Origin of the sequence: Pseudoalteromonas sp. 5Ae-yellow (assembly GCF_014077565.1) — a bacterium.
Taxonomy (GTDB): Bacteria; Pseudomonadota; Gammaproteobacteria; order Enterobacterales; family Alteromonadaceae; genus Pseudoalteromonas.
The window spans coordinates 1-17,812 of the sequence record NZ_JACGWD010000081.1; the positions used below are offsets into that span (position 1 = coordinate 1).

General features: G+C 38.5%; 14 protein-coding genes and 1 pseudogene. 11 read left to right on the plus strand and 4 right to left on the minus strand.

Annotation, left to right across the window (positions count from 1 at the left end):
• Positions 1-223: 223 nt before the first annotated feature.
• Positions 224-1,648, minus strand: a complete 1,425-nt coding sequence (locus H4J63_RS17175) for a sodium-dependent transporter (RefSeq protein WP_024599116.1) — start codon at positions 1,646-1,648, stop codon at positions 224-226.
• A gap of 189 nt (positions 1,649-1,837) precedes the next feature.
• On the opposite strand from H4J63_RS17175, the gene H4J63_RS17180 reads away from it, so the two are divergent.
• The 6 genes and pseudogenes from H4J63_RS17180 (at position 1,838) to H4J63_RS17205 (ending at position 6,147) form a co-directional block, all read left to right on the plus strand.
• Positions 1,838-2,140 carry a YciI family protein gene (locus H4J63_RS17180; RefSeq protein WP_024599115.1) on the plus strand — a complete coding sequence of 101 codons (303 nt, stop codon included), beginning with the start codon at positions 1,838-1,840 and terminating at the stop codon, positions 2,138-2,140.
• 160 nt (positions 2,141-2,300) lie between these two features.
• Positions 2,301-2,558 (plus strand): PepSY domain-containing protein, encoded by a 258-nt coding sequence (locus tag H4J63_RS17185; RefSeq protein ID WP_024594903.1) that lies wholly within the window; start codon positions 2,301-2,303, stop codon positions 2,556-2,558.
• A 2-nt stretch (positions 2,559-2,560) separates the two neighbouring features.
• The gene (locus H4J63_RS17190) at positions 2,561-3,235 is read left to right on the plus strand and encodes a response regulator transcription factor (protein WP_007375447.1); all 675 of its coding nucleotides are present in this window, start codon (positions 2,561-2,563) and stop codon (positions 3,233-3,235) included.
• Positions 3,229-4,566: an ATP-binding protein gene (locus H4J63_RS17195; RefSeq protein ID WP_076925914.1), complete on the plus strand. Its 1,338-nt coding sequence runs from the start codon at positions 3,229-3,231 to the stop codon at positions 4,564-4,566. The genes H4J63_RS17190 and H4J63_RS17195 overlap by 7 nt, the downstream gene beginning before the upstream one ends.
• Positions 4,553-4,963, plus strand: a complete 411-nt coding sequence (locus tag H4J63_RS17200; protein ID WP_182197708.1) for a hypothetical protein — start codon at positions 4,553-4,555, stop codon at positions 4,961-4,963. The genes H4J63_RS17195 and H4J63_RS17200 overlap by 14 nt, the downstream gene beginning before the upstream one ends.
• A gap of 105 nt (positions 4,964-5,068) precedes the next feature.
• Positions 5,069-6,147: pseudogene (locus H4J63_RS17205) on the plus strand (flavin monoamine oxidase family protein).
• A 69-nt stretch (positions 6,148-6,216) separates the two neighbouring features.
• Here the strand turns inward: H4J63_RS17205 and H4J63_RS17210 are convergent.
• Positions 6,217-7,254, minus strand: a complete 1,038-nt coding sequence (locus H4J63_RS17210; RefSeq protein ID WP_182197710.1) for an AI-2E family transporter — start codon at positions 7,252-7,254, stop codon at positions 6,217-6,219.
• 170 nt (positions 7,255-7,424) lie between these two features.
• Between H4J63_RS17210 and H4J63_RS17215 the strand changes: the two genes are divergently transcribed.
• Complete coding sequence (locus tag H4J63_RS17215) at positions 7,425-8,315, plus strand: TIGR01777 family oxidoreductase (RefSeq protein ID WP_182197712.1); 891 nt, start codon at positions 7,425-7,427, stop codon at positions 8,313-8,315.
• 353 nt (positions 8,316-8,668) lie between these two features.
• Entirely contained in the window at positions 8,669-9,622 is a 954-nt protein-coding gene (locus H4J63_RS17220; protein WP_182197714.1) for a GGDEF domain-containing protein, read from the plus strand.
• Between the two features lie 181 nt (positions 9,623-9,803).
• On the opposite strand, the gene H4J63_RS17225 is transcribed toward H4J63_RS17220, so the two are convergent.
• Together H4J63_RS17225 and H4J63_RS17230 are read right to left on the minus strand one after the other, a co-directional pair.
• Positions 9,804-12,356, minus strand: a complete 2,553-nt coding sequence (locus tag H4J63_RS17225) for an exo 1,3/1,4-beta-D-glucan glucohydrolase (RefSeq protein WP_182197716.1) — start codon at positions 12,354-12,356, stop codon at positions 9,804-9,806.
• Positions 12,356-13,630, minus strand: coding sequence for a sugar MFS transporter (locus H4J63_RS17230; RefSeq protein WP_121955198.1), 1,275 nt, complete (start codon positions 13,628-13,630; stop codon positions 12,356-12,358). Before H4J63_RS17230 ends, H4J63_RS17225 begins: the two co-directional genes overlap by 1 nt.
• A gap of 258 nt (positions 13,631-13,888) precedes the next feature.
• Between H4J63_RS17230 and H4J63_RS17235 the strand changes: the two genes are divergently transcribed.
• The 3 genes from H4J63_RS17235 to H4J63_RS17245 all read left to right on the plus strand — a co-directional run bounded on the left by H4J63_RS17235 (position 13,889) and on the right by H4J63_RS17245 (position 17,653).
• Positions 13,889-15,217, plus strand: coding sequence for a GH1 family beta-glucosidase (locus tag H4J63_RS17235; RefSeq protein ID WP_182197717.1), 1,329 nt, complete (start codon positions 13,889-13,891; stop codon positions 15,215-15,217).
• A 46-nt stretch (positions 15,218-15,263) separates the two neighbouring features.
• On the plus strand, positions 15,264-16,586 hold the full coding sequence (locus tag H4J63_RS17240; protein WP_182197718.1) for a glycoside-pentoside-hexuronide (GPH):cation symporter: 1,323 nt from the start codon (positions 15,264-15,266) through the stop codon (positions 16,584-16,586).
• A gap of 62 nt (positions 16,587-16,648) precedes the next feature.
• On the plus strand, positions 16,649-17,653 hold the full coding sequence (locus H4J63_RS17245; RefSeq protein ID WP_182197719.1) for a LacI family DNA-binding transcriptional regulator: 1,005 nt from the start codon (positions 16,649-16,651) through the stop codon (positions 17,651-17,653).
• Positions 17,654-17,812 lie beyond the last annotated feature (159 nt).

Sequence of the window (17,812 nt, forward strand, 5' to 3'; positions counted from 1 at the left end):
AAGAAAATTACGCTAGAACTAGGCAAAAATTTTTGTATCTAGTTGTTCTAAATAAAAAATTTTTAACGACGTTATAGTGCAATTTAATTCGTTAAATTGATCAAAGATTTATGCAGGTTGGTATAATAGTTAGACCAGATACCTGTAAAAAACGCCTATAAAAAATGCCGCTAAGCTTAACTGAGCGACATTATATTATTCAATAAGCTTTTAAAGAGGCCTATTAAAAACCAAATATTTTTAAATCAAAAAACTTAGTCGCCACTGTATTTATAAATATTACAGCTAGAATGACAGGAATAAACGTTGAAAGTGAAAAGTTAACGTACTTTTCCATCAAGCTTCCCGCATAATTAGGCGAACCTAAGCTTAGCTCTTGTGTTAAGCGTGCTTTTTTCCAGCGGTACATTACAAACAAACACACCATTAAGCCATTAAGCGGTAAAATTGTGTCGTAAAATACATCAACAATAATATCAAAAAAGCTCTTACTAACGCCGCCATAACTGGTGAAAGATGTAAGGCTGTCAATCATACCAAACGACATTGTACATAAAATAGTAAGTACACCGGTTGAAAGTGTAAGGATGCCCAGTGCTTTTTTACGGCTAATACCTTTACGGTCGCTTAGTGTTGCTGTCGGTACCTCCACTATTGAAACAAGTGAAGTAATCGCTGCAAAAAATACTAATAAGAAGAATGAGAACGCAACAATAGACGCACCTACATAACCAATATCATTTTGCAGTGCTAATAATATTTTAGGTAGGTATACAAAAATCATTGATACGGACGAATCAGAAAGTGCTGATGGGTCTGTATTTGGGTCAAAGCTAAATATCGCTGGCAACACCATTAGCCCCGCTACAAACGCAACGAGTGAGTCAGTAATAGCGACCATTTTAGCACTGCTTACAATGTCATCTTTTTTAGAAATGTACGACGCGTAAGTCATTAATATACCCATACCCAGCGATAGCGAGAAAAACGCTTGGCTTAATGCGCCATTAAGTACACTTGCACTCATCTTAGAAAAATCAGGAATAATGTAGTATTTAACACCGGCCATTGCGTTATCAAGCGTTAATACATAAGTAACTAGAGCTAGTAGCATAACTAATAAAGCGGGCATTAAAAATTTGGCGGCTTTTTCTATGCCTTGTTTAACACCACCTAACAAAATTAAGTTAACGATAATAACCACAACAGCCATATAACCAAACACAGTGTAACTATTAATAAAAACACCAAAGTGGCCAGGATCTGCAAGTAAATCTAAATTACCGAGGCCTGTTTGCGTTAAATAACCAAAGATCCAAACCGTAATCACCATATAAAATACAGCAATCATAAATGGTGTAAGCACCGCAAAAAAACCAGCTAACTTCCATTTTTTATCGTTATTAGATAATAGTTTGTACGAACCAAGTGGATCTTTTTGAGCGTTACGACCCATTGCCATTTCAGCCATCATGACTGGTAAACAAATGAATATGACAAATAAAGCGTAAATTAATAAGAATGCGCCACCACCATTTTTAGTAGCAGAAACCGGAAAACCAACTAAATTACCAATACCAACAGCTGAACCGGCCGCTGCCATTATGAATCCAAGGCGGGAACTAAATCGTTCTCTATTTTCGCTCATGCATAAAACCTTTTTATTATTTTGTATATTTCAGCGACTCTACCAGTGTTACACAGAGGTTTTCAAGCAATTACAGCTTAAAAATAAAATCGAAGTGTAAACCTGTGTAAATACGCTTTTAATTCACCAATTTTCAACGCTGTGGTAGTATTGCGTTAATCAAATTTAACAATTTTTATGAGATTCCTTATGTTGTACATGATTCACTCAACAGACGTTGAAAATAGCTTAGAGCTTAGAAAAGCAGCACGCCCGGCACATTTAGCACGCCTTAGTGAGCTTGATTCACAAAACCGTCTACTTACCGCCGGTCCATTACCGGCAGTCGATAGTGAGGATCCTCAAGAAGCAGGTTTTACCGGTTCATTAGTGGTTGCTGAATTTGAATCAATTGAAGCAGCTCGAGAGTGGGCAGCAGCAGACCCTTACGTTGCCGCAGGCATCTATGAAAATACAATTGTTAAACCTTTTAAAAAGGTATTTCCTGCTTAAAAAGTATTAAACCCTAGAGCGTGCGTTACACTGTAATTCAGGGTTTGTTCACAGGATTTTAATTAAAATTATCAGGATAAAAACGAATTTACCGTTTTTACTTGAATTTTAGTAACTTAGTTAATTAAACTAAGTGAGTCTGGTCTAGGAGTTTTCCATTATGCGCGTATTATTAAGCCTCGGTTTTATTGCTTGTGTTAGCTTAGCTAACTTTAGTCAAGCAGCAACCGCCACCCAAGCATCTCATGCTGAGGTGGACAAAAAGAAAGCCGTAATACTCGCAAAGAAAACAATTGGCGGTAAGACATTAAAGATCACTGAAAAAACAGATTTTTATACCGTACGAATACTCAAATCTGACGGCCACGTCGTTGATTTACATATTAATAAAAAAACCGGCGAAGTGAAAAAGGATTAAAAATGCGAATTTTAGTTATAGAAGACGATTTACATTTAGCAGATAACCTACGTAATGCCTTAGAAAAAGAACGTTACAGCGTGGATTTATGCCACGATGGTGAAGCAGGTCTTTTCCACATTACAGAATACCCGCTTGATATGGCCGTAGTTGATTTAGGTTTACCTAAAATAGACGGTATTGAGCTAATTAATAAAGCACGAGCACAAGGCATTACAATCCCTATTTTAATCTTAACCGCGCGCGATCGCTGGCAAGATAAAGTAGAAGGTTTAGATGCAGGTGCCGATGACTACCTTACTAAGCCATTTCATGTTGAAGAGCTTATTGCCCGTTGTAATGCATTAATTCGTCGCAGTGCTGGTAAAGCAAATCCAGAAATGACTGCAGGTCCAATTAAAATCCATACACGTTCACAACAAGTATGGGTTGATGACAAAGAACTTAGCCTGACAGCTTACGAATATAAAGTACTTGAATACTTAATGGTAAATCCGCAAAAAGTAATTTCTAAATCAGAACTGACTGAGCACATTTACGACCAAGATTTCGACCTTGATTCAAACGTAATTGAAGTATTTGTACTACGTTTGCGTAAAAAGCTTGACCCTGAAGGCGTACTAAACCCAGTAGAAACACTACGTGGGCGTGGTTACAGGCTTAAAAGCCAGTGGTAATACCGCAAATATCGTTAAAAATAAGGCAAGGATTTATCCTTGTCTTTGTTTTGTTAGTCGCACTTCCTATCTTATTTTATTCAATTGGTAAGGCGTATTACGCTTCACTTGTTGATGCGACAGAAAAAACCCTCGAAGCACAACTCTACTCGCTAATATCTGAAGTCGATTTTACTGAGCATGGTATTATTATGCCCAGCACTATTCTAGCGCCTGAGTTAAACAGATTAAATTCTGATACCTACGCAATGATCTACCGCGATGATGACCCGGTTTGGAACTCAGAGTCGGCTGTAAATTTAAACTATGTACCTCAACAAATAGAGACCAAGGCAGGTGCTGCCGACTTTAGGCGTGTAGAATATAATAATACCGCTTATTGGCAACTTAGCCTGACTGTAATTTTAAACAACATAGATCAATCAGAACAAGCTCGCTTTATATTAGTTAAACGTAACGACGCTCTACTTCGTTTAATGGATGGCTTTAAGCAAACCCTTGTAGATTGGATGTTTATCATGGGGATTGCAATTGCAGGCCTGATGGCGATTGGTTTCATTTGGAGCGCTCGCCCACTCCAACGACTCGATAAAGAAATAAAAGCGATTGAATCAGGCGATATTCAAGAAATTAAAGGCCTCTACCCAGTAGAACTGCAAACAATAAAAGCAGATCTAAACTTGCTACTTGAGTCGCAACAACGCCAAAAGGAACGCTATAGAGCCTCATTGAGCGACCTTGCTCATGCACTCAAAACGCCGCTGGCTGTATTAAAATCAAGTCCATTGGCAAACGATGCCGATGCACAAGAACAACTCGACCGCATTAATGTGATGATCGAGCACCAATTAAAACGTGCTGCAACAGGCGCATCAGACACGTGGAAAAAACAAACCCCTGTTAAGCCAGTACTCGATTCAATACTCAGTGCTATGGCAAAAGTATATCGTGATAAAGATATTATTTTTAGCTGCACTGTAACTGAAAAAGATTATTTTTTAGGCGATCAAACAGATTTAATGGAATTACTCGGTAACTTGATTGATAACGCGTGTAAAGCATGTCGCTCGCAAGTAGAAATACAAGTAATCCAAAGTAAAACCCTGTGTATTGGAATTAGCGACGATGGTCCTGGCGTGCCAGAAGATAAGCGCGAATCTTTACTTACACGTGGTACTCGCCTCGATACTTACGAAAGCGGACACGGTGTAGGCATGGCGATTGTATCAGATTTAGTTAAGTCGTATCACGGTACGCTAACCATTACCGATGCTGATAAATTAGCCGGCGCTCAATTTATTTTAGAGTTTAATTACAATGACAAAAAGTAACTATTTATTAAAACTCACTGCCATTGTGCTATTAGCTACAAGCCAGTACAGCTTGGCAGATGAGGCATGTACTTTAGCCGCTAAAGCAACAACCGATGAAGCTAAGCGGTATATTCAATGCCTAGATACCCAAATTGATAAAGCAAAGCAAGTACAAGGCAGTTGGATACAAAAGCGCAAATATGAGCTAACTAAATCACAAGAAATCACAGGTAATACTCAAGTACTTCCGTTATTTATGCGTAGCATTACTAATAGCGAAAAGTACCTGGAGAGCGCCTGCCAATGGCGCTATTTAATAAAACTTCCTAATGCGACAACCGCAGCCATTAGCTATAAACTCTGTGAAATTGAGCTTATAAATCAATTTACAGAATCACTAAAACACCCATTCTAACAAAACTAATTAGTTAAGTTATTCTGTACACTCCCCGCTCCGCTTGACAATTTATTTATATCAAAACAAACTATCTACTAGTAGATTGCTAAATGGGTAATAAAAATGACTAAACCAGTAATAATTATAGGTGGCGGACTTGCCGGCTTATACTGTGCGTATAAATTACAAAAACTTAATATTCAGTTCTTATTACTGGAAGCTAAATCGCTATTAGGCGGTCGAATTTTTGCCGCGCAATCACCAATAAATAACGATGTTAGTTTTGATTTGGGCCCTACGTGGATATTTCCCCACCAACCAAAAATTCAAGCTTTAGTAAAGTCACTCAACTTGAGTATATTTGAGCAATACAACAAAGGTGATGTGTTATATCAAGCACCTAATTCCAAGCAGCCTCAACAAATTGCAGGTGCTGGAGATATGCAGTTATTTAGGCTTAAGCACGGCATGAATACCTTAATAACTGCCTTATACGCGCAACTTAATCCTGATTCTGTGTTATTAGAACACAATGTCACTGAGCTTAAAAAAGGTGATAACAACTGGCAAATTACGGTTAATCACTTAGGTAATATTAAGCACTTTACTACTGAAAAACTAATTTCAGCAGTTCCTGCTCGTATGGTTACAACACACTTAACACCTGAACTATGGGCGACTCCAGCACTCATAAACCGCCTTAGTAGTGTACCTACATGGATGGCAGGACAAGCCAAATTTATAGCTACTTTTGAACATGCATTTTGGCGTGATAAAAACTTATCAGGGCAGTGCTTTAGCCGCGTAGGCCTTATGGTCGAAATTCACGACGCCAGTGCTGAAGATGGCAATTACGCCGCATTATTTGGCTTTATAGGTGTGCCCTACTTATCACGAAATCAAGTAACTCAAGAGCAATTAATTCAAGCCTGTGTCCAGCAGCTTAGCTACTTTTATGGTAAAGATGCTCAAAAGGCAACGGGTACTTTATTAAAGACTGGGCAGACGATAAGTTTGTAGCGGATAGAGACGCTCAAACTCAGCCTTCGCAGCACCCTGAATTTGATTTTTCAGGCTTAGATGAGCAATTAAATAACCTCAATATTCATTTTGTAGCGAGTGAGTTTGCAAAACAAGAAGCGGGATATTTAGAAGGCGCAATAAACGCAGTGGATGACGCTATTAAATTGTTTGTTAATTAATAGCCCTATATTTACTGATAACTTAACCATCAAGGGCTTTAATTTTACAGCCCTTGATGGTTATAGATGTTAGTTATTTTTAGCAACGTCTTCGCCACTGCCCAGTAAAGTGGCAACCCACTTACCTTCTGCACTGGCTTCTAGGGCTATTTTTACAATCATAGTTAATGGCACAGATAAAAGCATACCCACAGAACCTAATAACCAGCCCCAAAATATTAATGATAAAAATATCACTAGCGTTGAAAGACCGAGCCCTTTGCCCAAAAATTTAGGCTCTACAATATTGCCCATTACCGTATTGATTGTTAAATATCCTGCAGCAACAAGTCCTGCTACTAACGGGCCTTGAGTAATAAGCGCAAGTAATACAGCTGGTACAGCCGCAATAATTGATCCAATATTTGGAATGTAATTGAACATAAACGCCAATACCCCCCACAGAACAAAGTAGTCAACGTCTAAAATCCATAAGTAAAACGCAGCAATAATACCCGTCCCTAAACTTACTAGCGTTTTAATTGCCAAATATGAATTAATAGACTCTAAAAAGCGGTTAATTTGCTTCATTTTGCTATCAGGATCTTCAAGTGCCATGTGTATTTTTTTGCTCAGCATTGGCCCTTCAAACAGCATAAAAACAACAGTTAAAATAATTAAAAACATGTTTGCCATTACGCCACCTAAACCGGTGAGCATATTAGTGGCTACATCAACCATTCTACCTGGGTCGAACATATTGATTAATTGATCTTTATTGAGCAATATATTGTATTGAGATGCTAAATCTACCAGCCATACAAATTCTTCTTTGAGTTGTGTTTTATACTCAGGAAGTTGCTGCGAAAAATCATTTATTGATTGCCCAACAAGCCCGCCAAGGCTCACACCTAAGCCTACGATAATAAGCACTACCAACATAACAGCAATACCTTTAGGAATTCGGTAGCGCGCAAAAAACTTAATAAGCGGGTTACAAATAATGGCAATAAACGCTGCCAAAATAAACGGAATAATAATTACACTTGCTGCTTTTATCCCCGCGAGTACGACCACTAAGGAAGCAAAAACTATTAAGCTTTTATTTACTCCAGTTAAACTTGCCAATTTATTAATCCTTTTATTAATTATATGGCCTTAGTGTAAGGCAAAAGGTAATTAAATGAAATAATGACGAAGTGATCATAAAAGCCTGTTTTACGTATAAATTTGCAAAGCTGTTTGCTAGCGAGTATGTTTTTTAATCACTTGCTACTATTTTATTGTAAGGATTAATAATGCATATATTTGTTACTGGCGCGACAGGATTAATTGGTAAGCACTTATGCCCTTTTTTACTTCATCATAATACTGTTACTGTGCTTAGCCGAAATCCGACTAAAGCTAACGTATTACTGGGACATAAAGTTAAAGCCGTAAGCAATGTTAATGAAGTAGATTTTAACACCGTTGATATTGTTATTAATCTAGCTGGCGAACCAATTGTAAATAAACGCTGGAGCGACAAGCAAAAGCAAATAATACGCGACAGCCGTATTGGTATTACACAAAAAATTAGCGAAGCTATTAAAGCTTGTAGCACTCCCCCGCATACTTTTATTTCTGGAAGTGCTGTAGGCTTGTATGGTCGACAAAATAGTAACACTATTGATGAGACCTGTGAAAATCCGCATGATGAATTTAGCCACCAGCTTTGTAAAGACTGGGAAAGTGCAGCTTTACTTGCGCAATCAGAACAAACCAGAGTGTGTCTATTACGCACGGGTATTGTTTTGGCCAAAAAAGGTGGGGCATTAAGTAAAATGCTACCCGCTTTTAAATTATGCTTGGGTGGCCCTATTGGTGATGGCGAGCAAGGTATGTCGTGGATACACATCGACGATATGATTCAGCTAATACTTTTTATTATTAGACATCCTGAAATATCAGGTCCTGTTAACGCAACTGCACCAAACCCTGTGAGCAACGCTCAATTTAGTAAAAGCTTAGGCGAGGCGTTATCACGACCTGCATTTATCCCTATGCCAACCGTAGTGCTTAAACTATTAATGGGTGAAATGTCAGACTTACTTACAACGGGGCAATTTGTAGTTCCTAAAAAAGTATTAGCTCATAATTATCGTTTTCATCATCCAGATATTAAATCAGCTTTAGAGAGCTTGGTTTAGCTGGCGTTAATAATTCTTAAGGTAGAATGCAGAAAATTGAAAAGCAATCCTTTTAACCGAATTGACCTTTTCTTATTAATACATAATAATTACACACTTAATTGAATATATATTTCATCATTTTATAATAAAGAGAATAAATCATGTTTCATTTGCCTACTGTGATCTTCCTCTCTTTTATTCTTAACTTACTCATAAGCTTATTCTTTCTCTCAATTTATAAATATAAAAAACAAACATCTTTTCTACTATTTGGTTTAGCCTGTGCCACATTTGCTCTAACAGAAATACTGGCATGTTTGCGCTTATACATAGACTTTCCTTTGATAACCCACTACTTGGCTAGTATTTCTATGATTATGAGCCCACTTTTAATTATTATTGGACTATATAAATATAAAAATATACAGAATATTAGTTTAATGCCTCTTTACTGCATATTTGGGTTTTCTGGTTTATTGTTATTGGCAATTTATCCTTTCGAAGCAGCAAAAATGCTAACGAGCTTAGTAATTGCCGGATTATTTATTTACACGGCGTATTTAATCAAAAGCATGAGCTTTGTTGCTAAAGCCCAGAAAAAGGCGTTGATCACCTGCTTTTTAGTGCACAGCGGTGTTATGTTTTTAAACGTAATATTTCTACTAATACCGGTACTGAGCTCGAGTATTCAGGATGTAGCAACGCCTTTACAAATTGTTCTTATTAGTCATTTACTGTTAGCCACTCTAAGTGCTCTTATACTGCCATTTTTGTTATTTTCTAATAGTGAATACACGCTATCGAACCTTGCGAACACCGACTCTCTTACACAATTATTTAATCGAAGAGGCTTCTTTAATAATGCCAAAGAAACCCTTAAACAACCTAACAACAGTGATAAAAACGTATCTGTAATTATTCTAGATATCGATTTTTTCAAGCGTGTAAATGATAAGTACGGCCACGACACCGGCGATCAAGCAATTAAATGGATTGCGCAGCACATAAAAGAGCAATTTATTGAGGAAGGTATTTGCGCCAGAATAGGCGGTGAAGAGTTTGCTATATTACTACCAGACTATTCTCTACGAGCAGCTAAAGAATATGCAGAGCACTTACGTGAAAATATTTCTAAGCATCCATTTTATTATCAAAACTCGCATATTAACCTATCTGTAAGCGCCGGTGTGAGTAGTGCACTAAATGGTAAAATGAGTGTAAAAGACTTACTGTCGCTGGCTGATAAGCGCCTTTATCTTGCTAAAGAAACTGGCAGAGATAAAGTAGTCAGCTTTGACGAGAAAAACCTCTTAATGCAGTGCTAATTATTTTATAAGTAATTATAAAAAAGGCCCCTCTTATAAAAACGCGGTAACCCTTTGTATTTATAGCGACCAGTTCCTATTAAGTTATATCAATCAGCTCAAGTGTTTATGCAGTTTACCTCTACATAAAAAAAGCCCTTCATTCGAAGGGCTTTGGTATACACACAATAGAGTTAATAAACTACTTACAAGACAGTGTAGCCTCGTCTGCCTTATTTGGCACAAACTGAATATTAGCTACAGAAATTGACGCTTTACCATTGCTGCGTAAACTAAATGGGCTTGTTAGGTTTGCAAAATTAACACCCTTATCAGCAAAACAACCTAAATCGATTGATACTGACTGCCATTTATTCTCAATGGTTTTATCCACTACGTTTGCTAAATCAATGCTTGCACCACATTCACCCGAGCAAGTCATAGCAAGTGCTATATCGCTCGTTAGTGCTTGGTTTAATTTAATATCAAAGCTAATCACACTATCGGCTTCAACATAGGCAATGGTATCTTCTGCAAAGCTTGTTACTATTTCAGCACTGGCTTTTTCTGTACCGCTGAAGTTAAATTGGCGCGCGTCTTCTTGTACTGTTTTGTCCTCAGTACGGTATTTAATTGCACCAAATTCATGGGTACTACTCGATACATCTAAAAGCTCATCGCCCGATTTTAACAATAAGCGCCATGGTGCTACAGGTGCACCAACAAGTATATCCATACTCGTAAGCCCAGAGTTATCAAGTTTAGAGTCTTCATCAAGGTCGTCAGCTAACACGTTTTTATCGCCGTACGATAAGCCAAAGCCATAAGGGAGTAATGGGTCGTAATTTTCATCGCCTTTATTAACCGCAGTTTGTACTGCTGATTTAGGCCAAGAAAACGATAATTTACCTTTAAAGTTATTTTGAATGGAGCCGTCTGCCGCTTTTAATAAAACATCAGCAATACCTGCGCCTTCTGTACCTGGCAACCATGCAGCTACAAACGCGTCAGATGCGTTAAGTTCGCTGTTAACCCACATAGGTCGACCTGATATAAACACAGATACAACAGGAATGCCTTGCTCTTTTAGTGAGTTTAAAAGTGCTAATGACTTTTTATTTCCGCGCTCAAACTCAAGGTTATCTTTATCGCCGTGCCCTTCTGCGTAAGGTTCTTCACCAAATACAACAATGGCAACATCAGGACGTTGCTCAAACGTACCATCAGCGCTTAAAGTAACACTTCCACCTGCTGCAGATATTTGATCTTCAAGCCCTTTATATATCGAAGTAGCACCAGGGAAATCAGCATTTTTATTATTAGTACCTTGCCACGTAATACTCCAACCACCCGACTGTTTACCTATATTATCGGCTCCATCACCTGCAACAAGTACGCGTTGATTAGCTGCGATAGGCAATAGGTTATTTTTATTTTTGAGTAACACAAGTGATTCGCGCACAGCTTGACGTGCTACTTCGCGGTGCTCTTGGGCACCAATTAGCTCTGTTTTTCCAGAGTAAAGACGCTTAGCCGGGCTTGGTTTATCAAATAAACCAGCGCGAAGTTTTACGCGTAATATTCTGCTCACTGCGTCATCAATACGCGACATACTAATTTCGCCTGACTTAACTTGCGCAATTGTATTGTTATAAAGAGGCTTCCAGGCACCTGTTGGCACCATGAAAATATCAAGGCCAGCATTAACGGCTTGCGCACAACTTTCGTTAGTACAGCCTTCAATTTGACCGTGACCGTTCCAATCGCCTACTACAAATCCATCAAAACCCATTCGTGTTTTTAATACATCAGTAAGTAGATATTTATTGCCGTGATTTTTAACGCCATTCCAGCTATTAAAAGAAGCCATAACCGATTGGCTACCTGCTGATAAACCGCCTACATAGCCTTGTGCGTGAATATCAAATAATGATTGTTCACTGTCGATATTATTACCCTGATCATCACCATCAACCGTGCCACCGTCGCCAATAAAGTGCTTAACGGTACTAATTACACGCTTGTCACTTAAAAAATCGTCATCGGCTTTACCTTGTAAGCCATTTACTATGGCTGCTGAGTAATCATGTACAATTTTTGGATCTTCTGAGTAACCTTCGTAGGTTCTTCCCCAGCGATCGTCGCGCACTACGGCAACTGTGGGTGCAAATACCCAATCAATACCCGTAGCCATTACCTCTACTGCAGTAATCGATGCTATTTGCTCGATTAAATCAGGATTATTCGCCGCGCCTAAACCAATGTTGTGCGGAAATAACGTCGCACCAATTACATTATTATGGCCATGTACTGCATCGGTGCCCCACATAGTTGGGATACTACTGCCATCAACTGAGTCGTCGACAGAAGCTTGATAAAAGCTCTCTGCTAAGGCTACCCAGTCCATAGGTGTTGCATGTTTGTCGCCATTAGGGAATGCGCCACCACCATTAAGATATGAACCGAAGCCATATTTACGCATGTCTTCAACGGTAATATCACGAATTTCTGGCTGAATCATTTGAGCAACCTTTTGCTCAAGTGTCATGGCTTTTAAATAGTTGACTATTTTAGCTTCAATATCGGCATCTTTTTTAACGGCAATATTAAGTTTTGGCCAAATTTGCGCTGTTTTAGATAACGTTTCATTAGTTTCAACCGATGTCACTGCGTCGTTTGAACAAGCCGATAAAGTACCTACTGATGCAATTAATGTTGCTAAGGCTATTTTATTAAGTGTAAAAGGGGTTTTCATTATAGAGTCTCCTGCGCTTGAACTGGTTTGCTACCGCTTAAACCATAGAACACGATAAATATGTAACATAAAATAGGTAAAACATACGAAAGTTGAACACCCACAGTATCAGCAAGTGCACCTTGTAAAAGTGGCACTATTGCACCACCCACAATCGCCAAACACAAAATACCAGAGCCTTGAGCTGTATGTTTGCCAAGTCCATTTAACGCTAAACTAAAAATAGTGGGGAACATAATAGAATTGAATAAACCAACCAATAGTATTGACCACATTGCTAATTGACCCGACGTGCTCATGGCAATAACGACTAAAATAATAGCCATGGTTGCGTTAAAGCCAAGTACTTTACCAGCAGGTAATTTTTGCATTACAGCAGCACCAATAAAACGCCCAACCATAGCACCACCAAAATAATAAGTGATGTAATGAGCTGCAGCATGCTCTTTTAGCCCTGCTATATTTTCTTGTGCTAAAAAGCTTACTAAAAAGCTACCAATTGCCACTTCGGCGCCTACATACATAAATATACCCACAGCACCTAATACAAGATGGCGATACTGCCAAGCACTGCCTTCAATTGCCTCTGATTTTTCGGCTTCTGCTTTTTGCTCGCTCATAATGTCTGGTAATTTAAGCCATGCAAAAATACCGGCTAGTAAAATAAGCATTGCAGCTAAAAGGAGGTAAGGAAGTTGTACTGATTCTGCATTTTGTGCAGGTGTTAAAAAGGCTTCTGACGCTGAGTCCAGAATTAACAGAGCACCAAATGATGGCGCAACCGTAGTACCCAACGCGTTAAAAGCTTGGGTTAGTGTTAAACGAGACGACGCAGTTTTTGCTGAACCCAACAAACTTACATAAGGATTTGCAGATACTTGTAATAACGTTATGCCACTTGCAAGTACAAATAAAGCAAATAAAAATACAGGATAACTATGTAAAGACGCTGCTGGGTAAAATAAGATACACCCTACTGCCGCAATTAAAAGCCCAACCACGATTCCTTTTTTATAACCAAGCTTTTTAACAATGTATCCACTAGGGAGTGACATTAAAAAGTAAGCGCCAAAAAAGCAAAACTGCACAAGCATTGCTTGAACATAAGTTAAATCGAAAACCGCTTTTAAATGCGGAATCAAAATATCATTTAAGCAGGTAATAAAACCCCACATAAAAAATAGTGAAGTTAAAGATGTAAGTGCAAAACCATAGTTTTTATCTTGGTGGTTTTGCGACTGTGTGTGTGATGTCAGTGGTGCTGAACTAGCCATGTGCTCTCCGCAATTTATTATTATAAATTGATCTTCAGTAAGTAATTAATACAAACCCCGCTAAGGCGCAGTATTAAAGAGTTGACCTGAAGATTAATTAACATTAATCTAAAAATGTAAGCGCTTTCACGGCTAATTAAATACGAACATGTTACATATTTCAACAACTTTTATTTTTAATAATGTTTTGTAACCGCTGAAAGTCAGTAAAAATAGGCGCTAAGCGTGCAATTAAGTTCTCAAAAAGGTTTGTAACCAATGACAAAAATATCATTACCATTTAATTCACCTCTATTAACAAAAGACTTTGTTTATGGTGTAGCAACAGCATCATTTCAGATAGAGGGCGGGTATGAGCATCGCTTACCGTGTATTTGGGATACCTTTTGTAGTACTGCAGGTAAAATTGCTGATAATTCACATGGTCATATTGCCTGCGATCATTACAACAATTGGCAACAAGACATAGATTTAATAGAGTCTCTAGGTGTTGATGCTTACAGGCTTTCTATTTCATGGCCTCGCGTTATGACTCAAGACGGAAAGTTAAATCCTGTAGGCGTTAAGTTTTATACTGATATTTTAGATGAGCTAAAACGAAAAAATATAAAAGCCTTTGTTACTTTGTATCACTGGGATTTACCGCAACACCTTGAAGATGAAGGCGGCTGGCTTAACAGAAAAACAGCTTATGCATTTGAGCAGTACGTAGAACTAATTACTAACGCATTTGGAACACGAGTGTATTCTTACGCTACATTAAACGAACCCTTTTGCAGCGCGTTTTTAGGTTACGAGATTGGCATACATGCCCCAGGTCTAGTAGGCAAGCAGTATGGTAAAAAAGCAGCTCATCACTTATTACTCGCTCATGGTCTGGCTATGAACGTGCTAAATAAAACATCGCCTGATACTCAAAACGGCATTGTGCTTAACTTTACACCCGCCTACCCACTTACAGATACTCAACAAGACATAGACAGTGCCAAATACGCTGATGACTATTTAAATCAGTGGTACATGAAACCAATAATGGACGGTAAATACCCTGATATAATTAGCCAACTACCTGAGGATCACTTACCAGACATACACCCAGGTGATATGGAATTAATTTCTCAGCCAATTGATTACTTAGGCATTAACTTTTATACCCGCCAAGTTTATAAAGCGCACCCTACTGATATTTATGAACCCATTGCACCTACGGGTCCGTTGACAGATATGGGGTGGGAAATTTACCCGCAATCGTTCACTGACCTGCTCGTATCGCTTAATAAAACATACACCTTACCGCCTATTTATATAACCGAAAATGGTGCAGCAATGCCCGATACGTATAATAATGGTGAAGTTAACGACTTAGACCGTTTAAGTTATTATAATACTCATTTAAACGCGGTTCATAATGCAATTGAACAAGGTGTTGTTATACATGGCTACTTTGCTTGGAGTCTAATGGATAACTTTGAATGGGCTGAAGGCTATTTAAAACGTTTTGGTATTGTGTATGTAGATTATAAAACCCAGCAACGCACTATTAAAAAAAGTGGCTTAGCTTATAAAGAACTCATCTCTAAAAGATAAGAGCATACCCATAACTAAAAACAAGTATAAAGCGGGATAAATAATCATGGTCAGTGTAAAAGAAAAAATAGCGTATGGCTTAGGCGACACCGCCAGTAATATCATTTTTCAAACAGTTATGATGTTTTTAATGCTGTACTACACAGACGTAGTGGGTTTATCACCCGCTGTTGTCGGTACTATGTTTTTAGCAGTACGTATTTTTGATGCCGTAACCGACCCATTAATGGGCAACCTTGCTGACAAAACACATACGCGCTGGGGGCACTTTCGCCCCTACCTACTTTGGCTTTCACTTCCTTTTGCCATTATTAGTATTTTAGCGTTTACTACGCCTGATTTAGAAGGCACCGATAAAATAATTTACGCCTTTACTACTTACACACTTCTTATGGTGGCTTACACCGCTATCAATATTCCTTATTGTGCACTGGGCGGTGTACTTACTGCAGATGTAAAAGAGCGCGTGACTATTCAGTCTTACCGGTTTGTATTTGGTATGTTAGGCGGCGTAATAGTAGCGGGTTGTACTATGCCAATGGTTGAGTACTTTGGCCAAGGCGATGCAGCTAAGGGCTATCAATACACCATGACTGCAATGAGCATTTTAGGCTTTGTACTTTTTTTACTTTGTTTTTTAGGCACAAAAGAGCGTATACAACAGCCAAAAGAGCAAAACATTCCTTTTACCCAAAGTGTTAAAGCATTAATTAAAAACGATCAATGGCGAACACTTTGCTTAGCTGCGTTTTTTTTACTTACCGGTCAAGTATTAAGGCTTACGCTTGCTGTTTACTACGTAAAATACTATTTAGGTCGAGACGATTTAATCACCTTATTTATGACACTAGGCGTTGCAGCAAGCATGCTAGGGTGTGCTTTAGCTCAACCGCTTGCAAAGCGCTTTTGTAAAATAAAAGCCTATATAAGCTTACAAGTTATTGCCGCCGCTATTTGTGGTTTTAGTTACTTTATTAGTAAAGATCAATTAGTACTCGCATTTACTGCCTTTATTTTATGGAAATTCTTTTTAGATATGGCAACCCCTTTGTTGTGGGCAAAAATGGCCGACACCATAGATTACGGGCATGAAAAAACAGGTGTACGCATTACGGGTTTAGTTTATTCAGGCGTCATATTTTTTATTAAAATGGGCGTGGCGGTAGGCGGCGCAATTGCAGGCTGGTTGTTATCTTTTTACAGTTATCAGGCCGATGTAGTACAAACACTTGATACTCAACACGGTATTTTACTTTCATTTACTGTGTTACCTGCTTTTGGATCTTTATTTGTTGCCTACATAATGAAAAAATATACACTGACTAATCAGGTTGTTGAAAATATTCAATCTAAACTAACAGCTAGTTAAGATATATACTCTAAGGTATTATTTAGCCGAAGTAGTTAAGGATAAGCGAGTGAACAAATAACATGGCAACAATTTATCAAGTCTCAGAGCTTGCGGGCGTATCGTTAGCCACCGTTTCTCGCGTGATGAACAAAAATACCCGTGTAAGCGATAAAACCAAACAAAAAGTGCTTGATGCCATGGAGCAGCTTGGCTACAAGCCTAATTCAATAGCGCAATCTTTAGCCTCTAACTGTACTAACAGTGTCGGTATTTTAGTGTCTGAGTTACATGGTCCTTTCTTTGCCCAAATGATGGCAGGTATTGAATCAGAGCTTCGTGCTGCGGGTAAACACGTTATTATTACCACCGGACACAGTGAAGAAGACAAAGAACAAGAAGGCATTGAGTTTTTAATTAGCAGACGCTGCGATGCCATTATTTTGCACGTTGAAGCCGTCTCAGACGACTACCTAATAAAATTAAGCCAAGGCTCTACACCCGTTTATTTAATGAGCCGTTACGTAGAGCAACTAAAAGACAACTGTATCAGCCTAGATAATCAATTAGGTGGTTACCTAGCCACTAAATCGATATTAAATCAAGGCCATACACAAATAGCGTACATTGCAGGTCCGCAGTTTAAAGCCGATGCATTTAATAGACTTGAAGGTCACAAACAAGCGCTTACAGAGGCTGGTGTTAAATTTGATCCTACGCTTTATTATATTGGCGACTTTAACGAAACTGGCGGTAGTAAAGGCTTAAAACATTTTATTGATGAAAAACTTAGCTTTACTGCACTGGTATGCGCCAATGACGAAATGGCCTCCGGTGCCATGAAGTATGCACGAGAGCACGGTTATAACTTACCAATTGATTTATCGATTGTTGGATTTGATAACGTTATTTTTGCAAACTACCTATACCCTACACTCACGACCATAGATAATCCGGTCGGGAAAATGGGCGAAATGGCAGCTAAACTAGTGCTTAAAGACGTATATCAAAATAAAAACCTCGTTATAAATCGCTTTTTTGAACCTACTTTAATGCAGCGCGATTCATCAGCACCACTTATTAAATAAAACCAAAGACTAAAAAAGAGTACTGATTTTGGTACATCGAGTAGGGTGAGGCTTTTGCCTCATCCCTCTCACAGAACCGTACGTACGGGCCTCGTATACGGCTCCTGTATTCTTCTATCCCTTCGGCTTATTTTCTAAACGCCGATTGAGCAAGCCATC